The organism is Patescibacteria group bacterium (assembly GCA_020148145.1).
In the GTDB taxonomy this organism is placed as follows: Bacteria; Patescibacteriota; Minisyncoccia; order Minisyncoccales; family JAHCRE01; genus JAHCRE01.
On record JAHCRE010000016.1, the window covers coordinates 266,481 to 281,340 of the forward strand.

The following is a 14,860-nucleotide window of genomic DNA, read 5'->3' on the forward strand; positions in this document are numbered from 1 at the left end:
AAATTACATCAAAGGGGTAAAATTTTACCCTTTTTTATTTTAATTCCTTCTCTTTTAAGTAAAATTATCTTTTTCCTTTTACCAAGATTATAGCCACCTACCTTTCCATTCGATTTTATTACTCGGTGGCAGGGAATTTTAAGATTTTTGTTTTTATTTAAAATGTTTCCGACCGCTCTCCAGGCCCTTGGCGAACCTGCTGTTTTAGCAACTTCGGCATAGGTCATAACTTTTCCTTTTGGAATCTTCTTAACAACTTTGAAAACTTTTTTCTCAAACCTCATTTTACCTCAATTATTATTTCCTCGGGTATCTTTTTGGAATAATTTAATAAAAGCTCAGTGGCCCTAATAATTATTTCTTTTTTTATTTTAGGGGCCCGCCGAAGGCGGGAGGGTGGTGGGTGGGTTGGAGTCCCAAAGTCTCTAATCAAAACTGTTGGCCCTGGAAAATTTTCAGGTTCTAATATTAAATCTCCTCTTTTCTCAGATTTTCTTAATTCTTTATTTTCTTTTTCATTTCTTCCTACTAAAATTAAAAATTTATTTTCTCCGCCTTCGGCAAGGCTTCGGCGGACGAGCCAAAAAACCCTTCCTTTTCTCAAAATCTGGGCATCATTTCCATCAAAATCTGGAAATTCTTTAAAAAGAATTTTTAATCTTTTTGAATATTGTGGGTCTGTTAAAATACAACCCCCAGCCGGACTAGGGAATTTTTTAATTTTAAATTTTTTGGCTAATTTAATTTGAGGTTTTCTTGATTTTCCTCGAATTGAAAATAACTTTTCTCTATTTACAAAATCTTTTTTTTCATAAATTGTTTCTGGCAATAATTTAGTAGAAAGTGGTCTTAAAATTTGATTTATGAGATTGGCCTCTTTTTCAATTAATTTAAATGTGCTTTTATTTTGGGAAAAAGGTCTTTCCCCTAAAACTTCACCAGTTGCCAAAATATCAAATTTCCCTTTTTTCATTATTTTTTTTGCTTCTTTAATCATTAATAAATGACAATCAATACAGGGATTAAAGCCTTTTCCATAACCGAAGCCGGGATTTTTTAAAATTTTCAAATGCTCTTTACTGAAATCGATAATTTTTAATTTCAATTTTAATTTTTTAGCCGATTTTTTAGCTAAACTACAATCAAAAAAATAACTTCTAAAACAAATTGGGGTAACTTTAATTTTCTGCTCCAATAAAATTTTTGCAGCTAAAATAGAATCCAATCCTCCAGAAAAAAGCAAAAGGCATTTTTTCATAAATTTTTTAAAAAATTATTTGCTTTTTCTAAAACTTCTTTTGCATTTTTAAAAGTAAGCTGCTCTAAAGCTTCCTCATAAGGTAGCCACTTGTATCCAATATGCTCAAAAGATGTTCTAACCTCTTTTGTTTTTGTTTCTGCTAAATAAAATGTAACAATCTTAAAAATTGTTTTGTCTTTTAATTTAAAAAAATATTTTATATTTTCTTTAAATCCAGGAGTAAATTCGATATCTTCAATTCCAGTTTCTTCTTTAATCTCACGCCTAGCTGTATCTTGGGGTTTTTCATCTCTGTTAATAACCCCTTTGGGGAAACTCCACCCAGCTTGAGATTCTAATAAAAGATAATAGGTTTTATTTCTTTCTTGGCGGAAAATTACTGCTCCGGCTGATTTCTCAAATGGCATAATTTACTTAAAAAATTTTAATAACCTCTTGAGAGAATGCGTATTGATTATATCTTTTTTCTCGGCCCAACCCCTCCGCGCTTGAGCAATTCCAAATTCAATAAATCTCAGTTGGTCTTTGCGATGGGAATCTGTATTAATTGCCATTTTTACTCCAGCTCCCTTTGCCCTCCTGATATTTTGATCATTTAAATCTAATCTTTCAGGATAAGAATTAATTTCTAAAATCACTTGGAATTCTTTTGCCGCTCTTAAAATTCTGTCAAAATCAATTTGATATTCATCCCTTCTTTTCAAAATTCTTCCTGTTGGGTGAGAAATAATTTTAATATAAGGATTTTTCATTGCTTTAATTATTCTTTGGGTCATTTTTTCTTTTGGCATTTTAAAACTAGAATGAATCCCAGCAATGGCATAATCTAATTTTTTCAGAGCCTCGTCATTTATATCAATTGAGCCATCGTTTAAAATATTAGTTTCTGCTCCTTGTAAAAGTCTAAATTTTATTTTTTTTCTTTTAAATTTTTCATTTAATTTATCTATTTCTTTTCTTTGTAAAACCAATTGCTTTTCATTTAACCCATGCTCGATTCTTAAAAATTTTGTATGATCAGAAATCCCTAAATATTCATATCCCATTTTAATTGCCGCTTGAGCCATTTCTTCGATTGTGTTTACTCCCCCATTCCACTTTGAATGACAATGTAAATCACCTTTAATGTCATTGTAATCAATCAATTTTGGCAATTTTTTAACAAGGGCAACCTCAATCTCTCCTTGGTTTTCTCTCAATTCAGGTGGAACCCATTGCATCCCAAGAGTTTTGTAAATTTCTTTTTCAGTTTTTCCAGCAATCATTCTTGAGCCCTTAAATAAGCCATATTCTGAAAGTTTTAACCCTTTATTAATAGCAATTTTTCTTAAATTAATATTATGCTCTTTTGAGCCAGTAAAATATTGTAAGGCTGAACCATATGATTTTTTTGGTAAAACTCTCAAATCCATATCAAAGCCCTGATTCATTCTAACTGAAGACTTAGTTGTTCCCTTTCCCCAGATTTTTACAACTCCGGGTAAAGAAACAAAAAAATCCATTATTTTATCCGCCGAAGCTTTAGCGGAGGCAGACTTTTTGGATTCTTTGCTAATAACTAAAAAGTCAACATCCCCAATCGTTTCTTTCATTCTTCTGACCGAGCCGGCTACATTAATTTTCTTAACTTCTTTTAAGCCTTTTAATTTTTGATAAACTTCTTTTACTACCGGTATTATCTCTCCCAATAGAAATCTCCCCCTTGATCTTTTAAAAAATTTGATTCCCTCTAAAATATTTTTTTCGGTTTTCTCTCCAAAACCAAAAAGGGGGGCAATCTTTCCACCCTTAGCTTTTTTTTCTAAATCTTTTAAGGTTTTAATTCTCAGCTTCTCATAAAGAACTTTTGCTTTCCTTGGCCCCATTCCTTCAATAGAAATTATTTCACTTAAATCAATTGGAATTTTCTTTTTGAATTTTTCGTAATATTTAATTTTTCCGGTCTTTAAGTATTCTTCAATTTTCAAAGCAATGCTTACTCCTATTCCTGGAATTTTTTTAAGAGCCTTAATTCCTCCTTTTTTATAAATTTCCCCAACATCTTCTTCTAAAGTTTCCAAGGCAATGGCTGCCTTCTGATAGGCATAAGGTTTAAAAGATATCCTTTCCATTTCAAGATAATCAGCAATTTCATAAAAGATTTTTGCAATTTCCCTATTTTTCATAAAATTAGAATGGCGTTCTAAATGGAGGGAACCGGGGGAAAAGGTGATCTCTAGGAGCAATTTCTTTGTGAATCAACAGAAGAAGGCCGGCTGAAATTATTGTGAAAATTCCCACTAAAATAAAAATAACCTTGAAACCGAAAACAGCAACAAAAATTCCGCCAATAGCTCCGGCAATTCCAGCACCAAATCCTAAAAAAGTACTATCAAGTCCCCATTCAAAAGCTTCTTTTCCTTTATCAATATGTCTCGTAAAAATAGCTGACCAGGAAGGAATAACCATTGCCATACCAATAGCATGTATGATTTGGAAACCATAAATGTGCAGGGGCTGAGAAGCAATTAGGTATCCAAACGGAGCGAGCCCAGCCAAAAATGTCCCTAAAACCATAGACCAGAAATCATCTTTCTCCCCGTGATTTTTATCAAGGTATCTACCAATCGGGATTTGAAGACTAGATTTTACAATCCAATAAATCAGTGAAGCAAAACCAGCTATTTTAGCACCTTCGACAGCGTTTCCAGCCGCAATTTTCTGAACAATAAATATGGCAAAAATAGGCCCAAGCAAGCCCCAGGCGCTATTCAAGGCAAGATCACTGGCTATTAAAATTTTTATAACTTTGTTAACAGGTTTAGACATAAATTATTCCTCTATTGAGCAGATATACATTTCACAATAATTTCTCTATTTCTTGGTCTATTATCAAAATCTAAAAAAACAATCTGCTGCCAGGTTCCTAAAGCTAATTTTCCTCCTTCAACCGGAACTGCTAAAAATGGTTTTAATAAAGCCGATCTAATATGAGCGTAAGCATTGCAATCTCCCCATTTTTTACAATGCTCATAACTATCTTTCATCGGAGCTATTCTTTCTAAAACTTTTTTTAAATCTTTGATTAAACCACTTTCATATTCAATCGTTGTTAAACCACAAGTCGAACCAGGACAAGAAATCAGACAAGCCCCATCTTTTACCTTAGACTTTTCCAGAATTTCAGAAACCTGGTCAGTAATATCAATAATATCATTAAATCCTTTTGTGCTAATTGAAAATCTCATATTGGTTAATTATACTAAACCCTTGTTTAATCTCAAATTTCAGCAAATCGGTAAAGTGGTATCTATAATATAAAAAGCCCGAGACTACAATCCACCCACCTCTTTCCCGTAGGTGGATCCCTAAACTCTCGGGTAGTAGATCTGGGGGCTGGAGGATATTAGAATCTCTCTTTAGTAGAATCTTTCTTTAATTTAATTACTGTGTAGGAATATAAGGCGCGCAAGCTGGCACTTGGCTAAGGGCGGTTAACGCATCTTGGCATGCTTGAGCTACAGCCGTGCACTCATCTAATCCAGCCTTATACTGATCTAATCCCGCTCCGCACTCTTTCAATTTAGCTCCTAAATCTGTTGCTGTTGCCTTGCATTCCATTGCACCAGAGTATAAATTATAAGTGAAAACTGCCAAAATAATCAATACCAGAATTAAAATAACTATTACAATATCTTTTGCCACCGTTTTTAATTTCTTTTTTAATATTAAAAAAACTTTATCGATCTTTAATATTTATTTTAACTTATTTACCGCTAAAACAAAACCCCGAGAAAAACCCTCGGGGCGGCGTGGATGATATTACCTGTCCTCCGTAATCTTAATGAAGGAAGAGAACCTATTTAGCCTTTCTCTGATTTTTTTTCTAGTTCCTCAATCTTCTTTTTTAATTCAATCATCTTCAGTTCCCTCCCCACCGCTAATTTATGAAATCTTTCAAGTTCTTCGTTTTTCTTTCTTAATTCTTCTTCGACCCTCTTGCGCTCGGTGATGTCACGGGCACTTCCTAAAACTAAAATTCGGCCCTTAAATCTTACTATATTTCCAGTGACCTCTGTTAGAACTCGACTGCCGTCTTTCCTAATTAGTTCTATCTCCTCAGCTCCCACAGATTTACCCAAGGCATGTTGAACTAAACGCTTAGCTACTTTCGGGATCTGATCCTTAGGTAGAATTTTTGCCCTCAACATATTCTTTCCAATTAATTCTTCCTTTTTGTAGCCAATTATTTTTTCTGCGGCTTTATTACTGTCAATAAAGTTTCCCTTTAGATCGTTCAGAAAATAGCCGTCTGGTGCGTTTTCAAATAATATCTTAAGTAGCTCCTGTGATTCCTTGAGCTTTTTCTCTATATCTTTTTGTTTGGCAAGTTGTTCTTCAAGTTCTTTTATCTTTTTATTTAATTGATCTATTTTTTTATCCATAAGAATATTTTTCTAAATATTTAGATATTTGATATTAGAATTCTAAAAACTAAAGATGATTAGATGAAGCCTTTATTTAATTATACTCCATAATTGCGAAATAAAAAACCCGAGAAAAACTCTCAGGCGGGAATAACTCGCCCTAGTGGATAATGTTAGAGCTAGTTTAATAGAATTACTTACTCCAGAAATCAAAAATCAAAAAGGATTTAGTTGAAAATTTCATAAAATTAACCTTCCTATCCAGCACAGGACTCCTCTATCTCATCTAAAAAAATTCCATCTATTTTATTTTTAATTGGATCAATGATTATAGCTCCTTGAAAGATATTAAGGCATATTGAACCAAGCTTCTCCCAGCTTTCAACCCCGCTCCCATGTATCGCTACTACAAGTTTAGGTCTAAAAGGAATCCACTCATAGCTAAATCTGGTGAATTTTTCTCCATAAAAACCTAAACACGCTGTTAATTTGATTGGTTCTCCTTCTCTTTCTTTATTAATAAAATCCTCTATTTTTGGACAAACAGAAGAAAGCTGGCCTGCAATATCTTTTATTTCTTTTCCTTCATATATAATTTCATGTCCAAGTATTTCTGCGTCACTACAAGTATCTTCTTTTACCTTGATTATTTTAGCTTTTGCCTCAATTACTGAATCTTCAGGAACATCTATTTTTTCTTTAAAACAAATACTATTCTGTGGCCACCTAATGCTTTTACCCCAATAAGCGCCTTCTACCCACATAGTTTCATTCTCTTCTAGTGAGATTAAATATGTGGCCGGGATATCCATGAATTGTGTTGGATAAATCTGGACACCTGGTTCCGATACTTGATAAACAGGAATTCCATTAATTTCTCCGGCTACTGGAGGCGGGATATAAGGAGTTCTTCTATTCGCCATCCACCACTGCAAAAATAAAATCCCTCCAACAATAAGGAGAATTAAAATCACTAAACTTAAGACGTATTTAAAATTCATAATCTATATTTGTTATTTTTTCCTTAACGACCTGTCATTTTTATATTATCACCAAAAAATTTTTTAAGCAACCGAGTCTCGGGAAAAACTCTCAGGATGGGGACTCCCCTTATACGACGATTGGATGCTGCTTTTTAGGATAATCACTATTTGAATTACCACTTTACCAAAAATTCATGATATTCGTTGTCTCGGTGAACACATTTTATCTCTTCACAGATTACTGGCTTTCCTATTGCCACCTAGAAAGTGCTAGAAAGAAATCCTATGATAGTGTGACATATAATTGGATAAGTCTTAAAATTTTCAATCCTTAAAGTCACAGATTTTTTTCTTGATTGCGCTCTACTATTTTAAGATCTCCGATAGAAAAATACTTCCGCCACATCTTTGGAGCTTCTTTAAGTAATTTCTCCAGAGAAACAAAATATTTCAGAAAGATTCTAATAATTATAGAAGACTTAGATTCAAATTCTCCCATTTCCTGAAACTTTTTATCATCAAAGTTAAAAAGTCTTTTACTAATTAATAGAGTAAGAGTAGTAAGGTGCAAAGGATAATAATCCGTTGATTTTATTTTTCTATAATTGATTGGGTAACCAAGCTTTGTCATTGCATCTCTTACTTTTTTCATTCCCTCTTCCCCCTTTTCTTTGACAAGATATTCTCTTGCAGCCTTAATTATTCTCCCACTTATCTCTCCTTTTATCTTCATCAATTCATTAATTTCTTCTTTTGAAACTATTTGTTCCATAATTTTTCCTAATAAAAATACTATATTACTATTTTAGCAAAAATATTCTAAAAATTAAACCCACGAGACTACAACCCACCCACCACCCTCCCGCCTTCGGCGGGCCCCTAAACTCTCGGGCGGGCGGAAATAAAAAAAGGGCATTTGAATATGCCCTAAAAAGATTTCTGGAGTTATTGAATATACGGAGTATCTCTAACCCAGTACTAAATCCTTTAGACCAGCCTTCACCAGCTCGGGACGTTCACCTTGGCTTACGAAAAGTATCTTTCCATTTCTTTCGAAACAGACTACATCTGCACCAGATAGCTCTGAAGAAACCGTGTCTACTGCCATTCTTCTCACTATTACCGTGTCATAAATGACACGAGGTTGCGGTTCAATGCCAGCAGAATTGAAAAATCGTTTTAAGATGCTTCTCAAAAATACATTTGACTCTACTTCGCCAACTTTGCTTTCACAGACAAATACGACTGTCTTTTTGAGTTCAGGAACCGTCCATACTGCCATCTCGCCAAATTTTTCTTTCATTTTCCATCACTCCTCAAAGAACTATTACTATTCTATCAAACTCTCTAAAAAAGTCAACCCCGAGAAAAACCCTCGCCGCGCTATGCGCGGCAAGGGTGAAAATAACTTTTTAAATATTTTTCACGAATTTAATATTGTGTTTTTCTACAACTTCTTCTCTGTCAAAAATAAAGTCTGCTTTTAATTTCTTACCCTTCAAAATATGGAGGAGCCAGAATTTATCATCTGACCACATCTCGTTAAATGGAATTTCTGATTCTTTAAACCATTTTGGGGTCATTTCTTTAGTCTCGACAGGTTTTCCTTCCCAATTTTTAACTAAGAACACATGGACTTCTTGATCCCACCTTTGCTCTTTGGCAATATTGGGGAAATAAAAATTTAAAATAGCTACTTTTTCTAATTCCTTTATTTTGACCCCAATTTCTTCTTTAGTTTCTCGAATAGCAGCATCAAAGATATTTTCATCTCCTTTTTTGGGGTTTAATTTTCCTCCAACCCCATTCCATTTCCCAGCCCCAAAACCCTTCTTTTTCATAGCTAAAAGTATTTCCTTGCTCCCTTGATTTTCTTTAACTAATAAACACAAAGTCGCCTTTTTCACATTTTTAAATTGGAGCTTCCTTTACTCCCATTTTAATAAATATTCGTGATATTCATCTCCTCGGAAAGTACATTTAGTTTCTTCAAAAGTTATTTGAGAAGACCTTACTAACATTTGCACAACTCCACAAAAATAACCTCCCAAAAAACAACAGAAAATAGGATGGAGATTGAAATTTTCCAATCTTAAAATGGCATATTTTTTCTCTTCGCTAAGTTCAACTGGAACCAGTTCGCCTATAGCGTAGTGCTTTTTCCAGATTTTTGGGGCTTCTTCAAAAAAAACTCTTTGAGCAGAAAGAAAATATCTTATAAAAAGTTTAAGAATAAAGGAAACCTTAGATCCGAAAGTCCCTAATTCCTTAATCTTTTCGTCATCAAAATTGAAAACTTTCTTAATAGCTAATAGAGAGATGGCTCTTAGACCTATTGGATGAAAGCCCATAGCCTTCATTTCTTTGTATTTTATAGGATAACCTAATCTTTCTAGTTCATCTTCCAATTTTTTTAGCCCCTCCTCACCCTCCTCTTTTAAAATATATTCCCGGTCAATTTCAAAAACTACCCCCCTTGTTTCGCCCTTAATCTCCATTAACTTTTTAGCAATTTCTTCTGTAAGAATCTCTTTTTCCATATTTTTTGTTTCACCTCCGACTAAGAGTTAATTAAAAATAGAGCTAACGCAATAGGGATATAACTTGGATAATAAAACCAAAAGCAATAAGAATTAAAGCAAAATATCTTTTTATCCGGTAGCTTCTAATAATCTTTGCTCTTGAAGTTCCTTTCTTGTCATGAATTTTTTCATTCATCATTGCCGGATCTGAAAATAATAGTAGAGTTACCACCCCTGAAAAATCAATAATTAAACCGTATAGTTGTAGTTCCATATTTTATTTCCATTAGTTTCGCTTTTTATTATTCTACCAAAAAATCGCCCGAAGGGCGATTGGCGGCGGGGCGGGCGGAAATAAAAAAGCCAGGCGTTAAAAACCCGGCATAGGTTGTAGGTTATTTTGTTTTTACAACCTCTATTCTCGAGAGACAAATTTTATGATAAAGTTCTTGGCCCCAGCTATTAAACCTAAACCTGGGAATCCAGCCGAAGCTAGAAAGTGTCCTACGACATCTTTAGTCTTAATAGCAACTGTGAATCTTCTTGGATTAAGCCCACTTCTTACTACAAATTTACTAAGTTTTTCGTCGAGTCGCTCTTTAAAGTCCTCGGGGGTTGGGTACTGTTCTGAGGAGTACCAAACCAAGAAAATCTCTCTCTGTACTACTTGTACCTTTTGTTTCATAAATAACCTCTATCAGGGCTGGGACGCAATACTGAGGGTCCACTCTCTTTACCTCCTTTGTACTAGTAGCAGTATAGGGTTTAATTTAAGACTTGTCAAGCGTTGGTCAATCAAAACCCCCGAGAAAAACCCTCGCCGCGCTATGCGCGGCGAGGGCGAAAAATAAAAATTGCCCAGCCCCGCACCGTACGGTGCGGGGCCCCAGCGACGGGCTTTTTTAAATTCCCTTTAACTCCGCCCTAAATATCTTTCTTTAGTTGGAAAATGTCAGTATTTTAAACTCGGAGTCGTCCCCAACTAGTCCTATTCCATAACCGCTCGTGAATATAGTAAAGAATTAGTTTTAAAATTACTTCAAAGAAACCAACTCCAAAAGAAAGCAGAATCTCTCCTGTAAAAATAAATACTATTATCATCGTTGTCAACGTTGCGAGAAATCTCCAGCTTATTGATTTTATAATACTTCTTCGATGATTAGCTTTCATATTTTTTGTCTTTAACCTTTAACGGATTATACCAAATTAAAGCTTCGATAAGAACCCCGCCGCGCATAGCACGGCGAGGGTAAAAAATAAAAATTGCCCAGCGACGGGCTTTTGGTTTAAATTTCCCTTGCCCTGAGCTTGTCGAAGGGCTCAACTTCGGCTCGCCGTCCGGAGCTTTAGCGAAGGACGGCCTAAATTTTGTCGATTAACCGTCAGAGGTCCGTCCTCTGTTTTTTAATAAATGGCCTCGTCTTTTTAGGGTGTCTCTATCTAGAAAGAATCGATATAAAATTATTTTTTTATCTTTTATCTTCCATAGGCTTCCTGGCTTTCCCAAAACCCGTTGCAAGAGGACTAAGAATAGAGCTGGAATAGAAAATATATAAACCGATTCAATTTCAAAATAAAATCCTAATATTATTGCCGAGATTGGAAAAAGAAGCATTCCTATTGATGATCCTTTGTCCCGGGAGATAATTTTGCAAAGGAGCCACAAAGCAGCTGAAATGAGAAGAATTTTCCAAGATAATATTGAAAGCACTCCAATCAACACTGATCCTCCTCTTCCTCCCCAAAAATTCAAAAAAAGTGGCCACATCTGACCACAAAGAGCAAAGACACCAGCTAAAGCCTGAAAAGCTATTGAAAGGCCCAGTGTCTGGGCTCCAAAAACAGCCAGCACTCCTTTAAAAACATCAAGCACTCCCGAAAGTAATCCCGGCAGCATTCCCACATTCTGGATAATATTTGAACCGCTAAGCTTTTGATAACCCAATTTTCGAATATCCTTTCCACTCATCCACTTTGTAATCAAATAACCATTGGGAATGGAGGCAAAAAGATAAGAAAATAAAATCCAAAGAAATTCAATCATATAGTTATTTTAACATATTTTTACTTTTGCCATGCAATTTTTATCTTTTTTCAATTAAATTTCTCTCAACTTCGCCCTAAATTTTGGTGATTTTTTTGACGATGTTAGGACCCGTTTTATCCCATAATTTGGTTTATTATTTGCTCTGGTGATTGGTTTGCGCCAATAAAAGGCATTTTCAACTCTGCTGCCTGCCGACGTATAGTTTCCATGTATTTAATCACTAAATCTGTTTGTTCTTTTGTTTTTCCCATTGGGTTTAATCTGCTTTGGTTTTTGAGACGCTTTTTTATCTCTGCGGGGCTAATATCTAAATAATAAACCTCGTCGAATAAATCTAGCATACTAAAACAATTTCCTGAAAACCCAAAGATTATAGCTGGTTCATTTTCTTTAATGAATTTTTGCAACACCTCTCGATCCCAAAGAAACTCATGTTCGTCCAACCATTTCTTATCAGCGTTCTTTGGAAATTCAACAGGCTTTTTATCCCAGCCGAACCAATCAGAAAGATCTTGAATTTCATCAGAATCATAGATAAATGGATATTTATTTTTTAGTTTTTTTACAATGTATGTTTTTCCTGAGCCAGAAATACCAATCACAAGTATGTTTTTATTCTTCATATTTTTATTTTACCAAAAAACCGCCCTCTTGGCGATGCGGCGGGGCGGGCGGAAATAAAAAAGAGAGTATTAGTCTCTCCTATATTCTTTAAAACACTTTTTACATAAATGAATTTCACATTTAAATCCCTTATAATCAAACCAGATGTGCCAAGCTTTACGCATATATCTTTGGCAGTTAGCACAGTGAAAACCTCTATATTCTGGCTTTTGGTTTATATTCCAAGATTGAACAGTTTTTAATAATTTTTCTTTATTCATTCTTTCATTCTACCAAGAAATCGCCTTTCAGGCGATTTCTTGGTAACCTCCAAAGAAAAATTCTCGGCGGGGTAGAGAAAAATAAAAAAACGGATGCGTGACCCGTTATTTTTTTGTAGCTACGTTATGAGAGGGGATAGATATTTGTTCCAAAAATTACACCGGTTATAAAAGTGAAAAGACCGAACAAGGCAACAGCCACTAGGATTGTGATTATTGAGCCCTTGGTGCACAAATCTTCCCATAACTTTGCAACAGTGAAAGAGCCTAGTAGTGCTATTGTGACGCTTGGGATTACTGTAAAGATTAGTATTGCCCCTATTTTTTCGTTAGGGCATGAAAAGACAAAGTATTCAATTGTTACCATACACGCTATCAACGAAAGCCATACTTTCAGCCATTTTACAAAGATCTGTCTTTCGCTCCATGTAAATATCCTCATGCAGTGTTTTACCTCCAAAATCAAACTATCACAGATTCCAATAATTGTCAAAATCCTAAGAATAGAAATCGCCCAAAGGGCGATTTCTCTTGGCTCTGAACCGTGGGCAATTTTAGAAGTTGGCTTGGTTATAATATCATTTCTCTAGCATCTCTTTTAACTTATCTATAACAGCACGCTTCCAGAAACGCATCGCATACCATTCTATCAGAACCCTACCGAAAATGCGAAAAAATGGATTTTTTAATTCAACATCATAAGTATAGTTAATTTTTGTGCCCTCTGGTACTTCTTCCATCAGAAACTCTTCATGCCCGGCAGTGCCGATAGCACTTTTATTATCTGACACATAGCCAGCTGGCGGACGAAGCTGCGTTTCCATATGCACTGGAATAACCCGACCGAATGTTTTAGCTTTAGCTTCTATTGTAAGATTATTGCCTTCTCTTTTAACTATACGGAGCGATTGGGCAACAGCCGGAAAATTCTTTGGCATGTTTTCAAAATCAGTCATTATTTTGTAAATTTCTTCACGCGGCGCTTTAATAATCCATGAACCTTTTAGGCGTATTTTCTTCATACTTTAATCCTATCAAGAAATCGCCTTTCCGGCGATAGAAAATTTTCAAATTCGGTCTAAATTTTTGTCCCGTAGTGAGCGCGAAGCGCTCTACTTCGGGATTAGTGAAGGATATTAGGGCCCGTTTTTTCTCGTTAATAAGAGAGTCTTAAGAGCGATTATCGCCCAAACTATATTTAAAGCCATTGCTGGCCAAGCTTTTTGAACAAAAGTATTCCAAACAATACCAATGGCTCCAAACAAATTTAGAAGTTGATAAGACTGAGACTCGCCAGTGACTTTTTTTGTTGAAACAAGATAATAAGCAATAAGAATAAACGCCATTCCAATCCAACCAGCAATTGTCGGTGAAATATTTTCCATATTACCTCATTCTACCAAAAAATCGCCTTTCCGGCGATAAAAAATTGTCCAGCGATGGACAGTTTATTTTTTAGATATTTTCTTCTTTAACCATTTAAATAAATAATTGAATCCAACCGGAAGCAATCCAACAATTAAGACTATAGTCCATAACCACCAAAGCGGTTTTATGGTATAAGTCCAAATTCCTTTTATTAATTCTAAAGTAGAGACATCTATTATCTTCATGTAAAATTTTCGTATAAATCAACTCAAATTAAATTTCCCTCAATTTCGGCTCGCCGTCCGGAGCTTTAGCGAAGGACGGCCTAAATTTTTGTTTAAATTTCAAAAATTATATTCCCAATAGGGTTGCCACTTAAAAGGTTCGCTTAAACATTCTTCAAGAGTTTTGCCACCGACAAGTGTATCCAAACCATATTGAGTAGCACGATGACCAACAACTAAAACTATTTTGGTTGGATATTTTTCTTTTAATTCTTTGTAAAAATCGTGAACTCTCGCCATTGCCTGTTCATAACTCTCACCATTCGGAAAAGGTTCTTTAATATGCTCTTTTTCCATTGGACTTACTATATTGCTTGGTTTACCATTGTAATCTCCGTAATTTACCTCTCTTAATCTTTTATCAACGATGGTGGGTATTTTATCTCCAAATGCTATTTTAACTGTATCAACTGCTCTTTTTAAATCAGAGCAACAAATTAAATCTATTTTTATATCTTTGAATCTCTCTCCTAATTCTTTGGATTGTTCAACTCCTAACCCAGAAAGCTCTACATCTTTCCAACCAGAAGATAATCCCTCTTCGTTATCCTTACTTGTTGCGTGAGCGGAAAAGTATATTTTCATAGATTTTAAAAATTTTATCTAATTTTAGCCAAATCACCATTAAGAATTATCGGTTGCATTGCTTTAATTTCATCTTCATAAAGCATATCGGGAATTTCGTTTAGCAAAAAGATTTTCTTGCCAAAAACATAGGCAAATCCCATTTCAAGAAAGACATTACCACCGATATAACCCCTAATTCCATTTTTCTCGAAATTTAAAACTAAAATAGCATCGACTCCTTTAATTCTTTCAAAGTAATATTTAAGAGAGTTTTGTTTTATTGCTCTCTTTGAGATTTCACCGTTTTCTTTCTCTTTCATAATCTGCTCAAAGGCTACTTCACCATTCAGAATCATTTCAACAGTTTGGGGTAGAATTACCTCGTGACCCTGCTCGGTAAGATTATTTGCTATATCTCTTATTTGATTGGTGAAATCTAAACTGACACAGATTGCAATTTTCATACTTTCTTATTCTACCAAGAAATCGCCTTTCCGGCGATAGAAAATTTTTAACTTCGGTTTGCCGTAGGGTCGCC

25 protein-coding genes are annotated in these 14,860 nt (G+C 34.8%); all 25 read right to left on the bottom strand.

The window, feature by feature from the left end; all coding sequences use genetic code 11:
* Positions 1 to 8 precede the first annotated feature (8 nt).
* The 25 genes from KJA15_03385 to KJA15_03505 all read right to left on the bottom strand — a co-directional run bounded on the left by KJA15_03385 (position 9) and on the right by KJA15_03505 (position 14,786).
* Entirely contained in the window at positions 9 to 284 is a 276-nt protein-coding gene (locus tag KJA15_03385) for an MGMT family protein (protein ID MBZ9572346.1), read from the bottom strand.
* Positions 281 to 1,258, bottom strand: a complete 978-nt coding sequence (locus tag KJA15_03390; GenBank protein MBZ9572347.1) for a tRNA 4-thiouridine(8) synthase ThiI — start codon at positions 1,256 to 1,258, stop codon at positions 281 to 283. The genes KJA15_03385 and KJA15_03390 overlap by 4 nt, the downstream gene beginning before the upstream one ends.
* On the bottom strand, positions 1,255 to 1,668 hold the full coding sequence (locus tag KJA15_03395) for an NUDIX domain-containing protein (GenBank protein MBZ9572348.1): 414 nt from the start codon (positions 1,666 to 1,668) through the stop codon (positions 1,255 to 1,257). The genes KJA15_03390 and KJA15_03395 overlap by 4 nt, the downstream gene beginning before the upstream one ends.
* Positions 1,669 to 1,671: 3 nt before the next feature.
* On the bottom strand, positions 1,672 to 3,426 hold the full coding sequence (gene polX, locus KJA15_03400) for a DNA polymerase/3'-5' exonuclease PolX (protein MBZ9572349.1): 1,755 nt from the start codon (positions 3,424 to 3,426) through the stop codon (positions 1,672 to 1,674).
* 4 nt (positions 3,427 to 3,430) lie between these two features.
* Positions 3,431 to 4,069 (bottom strand): MFS transporter, encoded by a 639-nt coding sequence (locus KJA15_03405; GenBank protein MBZ9572350.1) that lies wholly within the window; start codon positions 4,067 to 4,069, stop codon positions 3,431 to 3,433.
* An 11-nt stretch (positions 4,070 to 4,080) separates the two neighbouring features.
* Positions 4,081 to 4,488 carry a secondary thiamine-phosphate synthase enzyme YjbQ gene (locus tag KJA15_03410; GenBank protein MBZ9572351.1) on the bottom strand — a complete coding sequence of 136 codons (408 nt, stop codon included), beginning with the start codon at positions 4,486 to 4,488 and terminating at the stop codon, positions 4,081 to 4,083.
* Between the two features lie 196 nt (positions 4,489 to 4,684).
* Positions 4,685 to 4,945: a hypothetical protein gene (locus KJA15_03415; protein MBZ9572352.1), complete on the bottom strand. Its 261-nt coding sequence runs from the start codon at positions 4,943 to 4,945 to the stop codon at positions 4,685 to 4,687.
* Between the two features lie 158 nt (positions 4,946 to 5,103).
* Complete coding sequence (locus KJA15_03420) at positions 5,104 to 5,685, bottom strand: PAS domain S-box protein (protein ID MBZ9572353.1); 582 nt, start codon at positions 5,683 to 5,685, stop codon at positions 5,104 to 5,106.
* Positions 5,686 to 5,924: 239 nt separating this feature from the next.
* Complete coding sequence (locus KJA15_03425) at positions 5,925 to 6,668, bottom strand: hypothetical protein (GenBank protein MBZ9572354.1); 744 nt, start codon at positions 6,666 to 6,668, stop codon at positions 5,925 to 5,927.
* Positions 6,669 to 6,987: 319 nt separating this feature from the next.
* Positions 6,988 to 7,422 (bottom strand): hypothetical protein, encoded by a 435-nt coding sequence (locus KJA15_03430; protein ID MBZ9572355.1) that lies wholly within the window; start codon positions 7,420 to 7,422, stop codon positions 6,988 to 6,990.
* Positions 7,423 to 7,617: 195 nt separating this feature from the next.
* A complete protein-coding gene (locus tag KJA15_03435) occupies positions 7,618 to 7,932 on the bottom strand; it encodes a hypothetical protein (GenBank protein ID MBZ9572356.1) in 315 nt (104 codons plus the stop codon).
* A gap of 130 nt (positions 7,933 to 8,062) precedes the next feature.
* Positions 8,063 to 8,557: an 8-oxo-dGTP diphosphatase gene (locus tag KJA15_03440; protein ID MBZ9572357.1), complete on the bottom strand. Its 495-nt coding sequence runs from the start codon at positions 8,555 to 8,557 to the stop codon at positions 8,063 to 8,065.
* A gap of 21 nt (positions 8,558 to 8,578) precedes the next feature.
* Positions 8,579 to 9,190: a hypothetical protein gene (locus tag KJA15_03445; GenBank protein ID MBZ9572358.1), complete on the bottom strand. Its 612-nt coding sequence runs from the start codon at positions 9,188 to 9,190 to the stop codon at positions 8,579 to 8,581.
* Between the two features lie 43 nt (positions 9,191 to 9,233).
* Positions 9,234 to 9,446 (bottom strand): hypothetical protein, encoded by a 213-nt coding sequence (locus KJA15_03450; GenBank protein ID MBZ9572359.1) that lies wholly within the window; start codon positions 9,444 to 9,446, stop codon positions 9,234 to 9,236.
* A gap of 141 nt (positions 9,447 to 9,587) precedes the next feature.
* Complete coding sequence (locus KJA15_03455; GenBank protein ID MBZ9572360.1) at positions 9,588 to 9,857, bottom strand: hypothetical protein; 270 nt, start codon at positions 9,855 to 9,857, stop codon at positions 9,588 to 9,590.
* A gap of 275 nt (positions 9,858 to 10,132) precedes the next feature.
* Positions 10,133 to 10,342, bottom strand: a complete 210-nt coding sequence (locus tag KJA15_03460) for a DUF2061 domain-containing protein (protein MBZ9572361.1) — start codon at positions 10,340 to 10,342, stop codon at positions 10,133 to 10,135.
* 205 nt (positions 10,343 to 10,547) lie between these two features.
* The gene (locus tag KJA15_03465; protein ID MBZ9572362.1) at positions 10,548 to 11,216 is read right to left on the bottom strand and encodes a glycerol-3-phosphate acyltransferase; all 669 of its coding nucleotides are present in this window, start codon (positions 11,214 to 11,216) and stop codon (positions 10,548 to 10,550) included.
* Between the two features lie 116 nt (positions 11,217 to 11,332).
* Positions 11,333 to 11,842, bottom strand: coding sequence for an AAA family ATPase (locus KJA15_03470; GenBank protein ID MBZ9572363.1), 510 nt, complete (start codon positions 11,840 to 11,842; stop codon positions 11,333 to 11,335).
* Between the two features lie 69 nt (positions 11,843 to 11,911).
* Entirely contained in the window at positions 11,912 to 12,103 is a 192-nt protein-coding gene (locus KJA15_03475) for a hypothetical protein (protein MBZ9572364.1), read from the bottom strand.
* A gap of 124 nt (positions 12,104 to 12,227) precedes the next feature.
* Positions 12,228 to 12,596, bottom strand: coding sequence for a hypothetical protein (locus KJA15_03480; protein ID MBZ9572365.1), 369 nt, complete (start codon positions 12,594 to 12,596; stop codon positions 12,228 to 12,230).
* A gap of 85 nt (positions 12,597 to 12,681) precedes the next feature.
* Positions 12,682 to 13,125 carry an SRPBCC family protein gene (locus KJA15_03485; protein ID MBZ9572366.1) on the bottom strand — a complete coding sequence of 148 codons (444 nt, stop codon included), beginning with the start codon at positions 13,123 to 13,125 and terminating at the stop codon, positions 12,682 to 12,684.
* Positions 13,126 to 13,239: 114 nt separating this feature from the next.
* On the bottom strand, positions 13,240 to 13,488 hold the full coding sequence (locus KJA15_03490; GenBank protein MBZ9572367.1) for a hypothetical protein: 249 nt from the start codon (positions 13,486 to 13,488) through the stop codon (positions 13,240 to 13,242).
* A gap of 63 nt (positions 13,489 to 13,551) precedes the next feature.
* Positions 13,552 to 13,716: a hypothetical protein gene (locus tag KJA15_03495; GenBank protein ID MBZ9572368.1), complete on the bottom strand. Its 165-nt coding sequence runs from the start codon at positions 13,714 to 13,716 to the stop codon at positions 13,552 to 13,554.
* Between the two features lie 99 nt (positions 13,717 to 13,815).
* Positions 13,816 to 14,340 (bottom strand): histidine phosphatase family protein, encoded by a 525-nt coding sequence (locus KJA15_03500; protein MBZ9572369.1) that lies wholly within the window; start codon positions 14,338 to 14,340, stop codon positions 13,816 to 13,818.
* A gap of 14 nt (positions 14,341 to 14,354) precedes the next feature.
* A complete protein-coding gene (locus KJA15_03505; protein MBZ9572370.1) occupies positions 14,355 to 14,786 on the bottom strand; it encodes a hypothetical protein in 432 nt (143 codons plus the stop codon).
* Positions 14,787 to 14,860 lie beyond the last annotated feature (74 nt).

What these genes read in the sequence shown, in the direction of transcription:
- KJA15_03450 (MBZ9572359.1), bottom strand. Translation starts at nt 9,446, where the DNA reads ATGGAACTACAACTATACGGTTTAATTATTGATTTTTCAGGGGTGGTA.
- KJA15_03425 (MBZ9572354.1), bottom strand. Translation starts at nt 6,668, where the DNA reads ATGAATTTTAAATACGTCTTAAGTTTAGTGATTTTAATTCTCCTTATT.
- KJA15_03505 (MBZ9572370.1), bottom strand. Translation starts at nt 14,786, where the DNA reads ATGAAAATTGCAATCTGTGTCAGTTTAGATTTCACCAATCAAATAAGA.
- KJA15_03500 (MBZ9572369.1), bottom strand. Translation starts at nt 14,340, where the DNA reads ATGAAAATATACTTTTCCGCTCACGCAACAAGTAAGGATAACGAAGAG.
- KJA15_03410 (MBZ9572351.1), bottom strand. Translation starts at nt 4,488, where the DNA reads ATGAGATTTTCAATTAGCACAAAAGGATTTAATGATATTATTGATATT.
- KJA15_03470 (MBZ9572363.1), bottom strand. Translation starts at nt 11,842, where the DNA reads ATGAAGAATAAAAACATACTTGTGATTGGTATTTCTGGCTCAGGAAAA.
- KJA15_03420 (MBZ9572353.1), bottom strand. Translation starts at nt 5,685, where the DNA reads ATGGATAAAAAAATAGATCAATTAAATAAAAAGATAAAAGAACTTGAA.
- KJA15_03485 (MBZ9572366.1), bottom strand. Translation starts at nt 13,125, where the DNA reads ATGAAGAAAATACGCCTAAAAGGTTCATGGATTATTAAAGCGCCGCGT.
- KJA15_03455 (MBZ9572360.1), bottom strand. Translation starts at nt 9,857, where the DNA reads ATGAAACAAAAGGTACAAGTAGTACAGAGAGAGATTTTCTTGGTTTGG.
- KJA15_03430 (MBZ9572355.1), bottom strand. Translation starts at nt 7,422, where the DNA reads ATGGAACAAATAGTTTCAAAAGAAGAAATTAATGAATTGATGAAGATA.
- polX (MBZ9572349.1), bottom strand. Translation starts at nt 3,426, where the DNA reads ATGAAAAATAGGGAAATTGCAAAAATCTTTTATGAAATTGCTGATTAT.
- KJA15_03445 (MBZ9572358.1), bottom strand. Translation starts at nt 9,190, where the DNA reads ATGGAAAAAGAGATTCTTACAGAAGAAATTGCTAAAAAGTTAATGGAG.
- KJA15_03435 (MBZ9572356.1), bottom strand. Translation starts at nt 7,932, where the DNA reads ATGGCAGTATGGACGGTTCCTGAACTCAAAAAGACAGTCGTATTTGTC.
- KJA15_03390 (MBZ9572347.1), bottom strand. Translation starts at nt 1,258, where the DNA reads ATGAAAAAATGCCTTTTGCTTTTTTCTGGAGGATTGGATTCTATTTTA.
- KJA15_03385 (MBZ9572346.1), bottom strand. Translation starts at nt 284, where the DNA reads ATGAGGTTTGAGAAAAAAGTTTTCAAAGTTGTTAAGAAGATTCCAAAA.
- KJA15_03495 (MBZ9572368.1), bottom strand. Translation starts at nt 13,716, where the DNA reads ATGAAGATAATAGATGTCTCTACTTTAGAATTAATAAAAGGAATTTGG.
- KJA15_03395 (MBZ9572348.1), bottom strand. Translation starts at nt 1,668, where the DNA reads ATGCCATTTGAGAAATCAGCCGGAGCAGTAATTTTCCGCCAAGAAAGA.
- KJA15_03460 (MBZ9572361.1), bottom strand. Translation starts at nt 10,342, where the DNA reads ATGAAAGCTAATCATCGAAGAAGTATTATAAAATCAATAAGCTGGAGA.
- KJA15_03405 (MBZ9572350.1), bottom strand. Translation starts at nt 4,069, where the DNA reads ATGTCTAAACCTGTTAACAAAGTTATAAAAATTTTAATAGCCAGTGAT.
- KJA15_03490 (MBZ9572367.1), bottom strand. Translation starts at nt 13,488, where the DNA reads ATGGAAAATATTTCACCGACAATTGCTGGTTGGATTGGAATGGCGTTT.
- KJA15_03475 (MBZ9572364.1), bottom strand. Translation starts at nt 12,103, where the DNA reads ATGAATAAAGAAAAATTATTAAAAACTGTTCAATCTTGGAATATAAAC.
- KJA15_03465 (MBZ9572362.1), bottom strand. Translation starts at nt 11,216, where the DNA reads ATGATTGAATTTCTTTGGATTTTATTTTCTTATCTTTTTGCCTCCATT.